Consider the following 3,341-nt stretch of genomic DNA (forward strand, 5'->3'; position numbering starts at 1 on the left):
AAGTAATCAAAAATAATTTCTTTCTTTAATTCATATGTATATTTTTGCATGAAAAAATCCTCCACTTTTTTGTCCGGTTTTTGGGGGACTGTGCACTTTTATTTTATAATGTATATTATGTTTAAATTTGAAGACGTTAAATTAATTGAATTACCAGAAAAAATCTTAAGAGAAAAATCAAATGATGTTTCAATTCCTTTAAGTGATGAAAATATTGAATTGATTGAAAAGATGATTTTTCATGTAAGCGATAGTCAAAAAAAAGATACCAAATTCAGACCTGCTGTTGGTGTTGCTGCAATTCAATATGGAATTCCTAAAAATATCTTTTATATTCTTATTACCGATGAAAAAGATAATGTTATTTTTAATGATGCTTTAGTTAATCCAAAACTAATTGGCCATTCCAATCATAAGATTGCACTGTCCGAAGGAGAAGGATGCTTAAGTGTCAATGAAAAATGACCTCATCAAGAAGGTTATGTGCCAAGATATTCAAGAATAATAGTTGATGCTTATTCTTATTTTGAAAAAAAGAAAAAAAGATATGAAGTAAGTGGTTACACAGCAATTGTTTTTCAACATGAATATGATCATCTTCAAGGAAAATTATTCATTGATCACATTAATAAAAAAGAACCATGAAAAAAAGAAAGCAATTTAGAGGTTTTATAAAGAATAAAAATGTCAAAATAAAATCAAGGATAAAAATCGAACCCTTGATTTTATTTTTAACTTTCCTTTAGCTTGGAAAAATATAAAAAATGAAATTACTTCATATTTAACTTTAATTGCCTTTATAAATCAATAGCCTACATTGTTTCTTTAAATAAAATTATTGCTTAATAAAACTATGGTTTTTATTACTGGAATAGTTAGTATAATTTGATATATTATTAAATGATAATAATTAACAACGAAATTTTTATGAGTAAAAAAACAAAACAAAAAATAGGCTTGATATTTTGATAGTCTGTTAATAAACTAAGAAGGAAATTAGATATATCAATATATAAATTTTTAGGATTAATACTATATAAGTTTTTGTTACAAGCAAAAGAAATTTTTAATCAATAAAGATGTAAATGAAGATAACCTTAGATATTTTTATAACTAAAAGACTTTTCTAATTTAAATATTTTTGCACAATCTAATTATTTAAATGATTTCGAGCAAATAAATAAACTTAGAGAGTTAGTAAAATAAGAAAATAGAGACTTTATTGAATATCACACTTTATTTGAGACATACTTAGACAAAAATAATATAAGTTTGATATAAAAATTTTCAAGACACATTCTATGATTTTAATAAAAGTATTAACATGAGTATAGGTGTTGGTTTTAAAAATACATAGATATAGCTAAAATTACAAAAAAGATGAAATCCGAATTCAATATGAGACTAATATCTATTTTTTATATTATTAAATCTGCAAGGTTATCAGTTAATAAAAATCTTTCTAAACCAATATATAAAATTCCATTTTCATCATGTCTAGGAATAATATTATCTCTTACAACAATGATTTTTTGAAATGAATCTTTTATATTATTAAGAGATCTTATTTCTTGTTGTTGTTTTTCAAAAGTATGAATATTTAATGCTGATTGAATGTAATATCTTTGATGAGCCTTATTCACAACAAAATCTACTTCCAATTGCATTTTTTTAAACGAGTTATTTTCTTTTTGTCTAATTTCAATAACACCTATATCAACATTAAAACCTCTTCTTATTAGATCATTATAAATAATATTTTCCATTATATGAGATGGTTCTATTTGTTTAAAGTTTAATCAAGCATTCCTTAATCCAACATCAGTAAAATAATATTTTAAAGGTGTATTAAAGTATTTCGAACCCTTTATATCATATCTTTGTGCTCTAGAAATAATAAATGAATCTATAAAATAATCTAAATAAATAGAAATAGTATTTGAATTTATTTTAATCTTATTGTTTGATAAAAATCTATTAGATAACTTAAAAGAATTAGTTAGTGAACCAACAGATGAAGAAATAAAGTTTAATAGAGTTTCTAAAACTTCTTTTTCATTTAAAATATTATGTCTTTCTAAAATATCCTTGATATAAGTTTTTGCAAAAACATCTTTTAAATATTTACTTTTTTGTTCATCTGACTTGTAATTATATATTTCAGGTAGTCCACCATAGATCATATAATGATTAAAAGCTTCTTGTTTAACCTCAAATAAAGGATATACCTCTTTGTAAGATAAAGGATAAACTCTAATTTCATCACCTCTATCTCTAAATTGAGTTAAAACATCAGTTGATAACATTTTGGAATTACTACCAGTTATATACACATCGACATTTTCTTTTTTAACTAAACTTAGTAGTACATCAATGAAAGTTATTTTGTAGCTACTATTTTCATGATAAGGATTATCTAAAGTTTCGCAGTATTGAATTTCATCTATCATCACATAATATTGTTTTGTCTTATCTTTAATTAAAGAGTTGATATACTCATTTAATCTAAAAGGATTTCTATATTCTGCAAAATCTATATCTTCTAAGGATAAAATTATAATTTGATCCTTAGTAACATTTTGTGATAATAAATATTGGTAAAATAATTTGAAAAGTAAATATGATTTGCCACATCTTCTTATTCCTGTAATTATCTTTACACGACCATTTCACATTTTATCTATAATTTGTTTTAAATAAAAATCTCGTTTTATATTCATGACTACCTCGAAAAATTTAGGGTAAATTTACCTTTTTTTCTTCATTATACATCGTTTTAATATAGTTTTTCATAGAAACTTGAAAAATTTAGGGTAATTTTACCCTAAATTTTTCAAGTTTCTATTTTTGTCTTATATATTTAACTTATATTGATGAATGTTGATTAGTAAATCTAAATTTAAAAAAGAAGATATTTTTAATTGCTCTAAATTATTTCTAGAAAATAATTGATTTTTTTCTTTTAAAAATCATTAATGTCTTTTATATACATTACTGATAGATAAATTTATTTAATTAAATTGTACAAATAGTAATCGTCTAAGAACTTAGAGATGTATATTTTAACACCATCAGAAGCAATGCAGGAAATGGACTTTTTCCTTGTAAAAAGAAAGTGTATAAAGTCCAAAAATTACTCTGATTCATAATTTAAATAAGAGTTTTTTCATATCATAAGGAACCGTAAAATTTAAGTGTGTTGAAGGACTTCAAATCCCTAATCAATCTACCTAAATTCTAGCATTTTTTCAAAAATCATTTTTATTTTTAAGTTTTTTGTTTTGTGCCAAAGGGCTATTTTTAAAGGCTTAAAAACTTTTTGCCTAGTTTTTAATTTGCCT

Annotated in this window: 2 protein-coding genes; one reads left to right on the forward strand and one right to left on the reverse strand. The window is 23.0% G+C overall.

Annotated elements, in window-relative coordinates; genetic code table 4:
- The first annotated feature begins 117 nt into the window (after window positions 1-117).
- On the forward strand, window positions 118-675 hold the full coding sequence (gene def / locus BCF89_RS03260; RefSeq protein WP_111518934.1) for a peptide deformylase: 558 nt from the start codon (window positions 118-120) through the stop codon (window positions 673-675).
- A 743-nt stretch (window positions 676-1,418) separates the two neighbouring features.
- Here the strand turns inward: def and BCF89_RS08750 are convergent.
- Window positions 1,419-2,720 (reverse strand): ATP-binding protein, encoded by a 1,302-nt coding sequence (locus tag BCF89_RS08750; protein WP_111518936.1) that lies wholly within the window; start codon window positions 2,718-2,720, stop codon window positions 1,419-1,421.
- Window positions 2,721-3,341 lie beyond the last annotated feature (621 nt).

The sequence above is a fragment of the Metamycoplasma auris genome, assembly GCF_003253435.1.
GTDB lineage: Bacteria > Bacillota_I > Bacilli_A > Mycoplasmatales > Metamycoplasmataceae > Metamycoplasma > Metamycoplasma auris.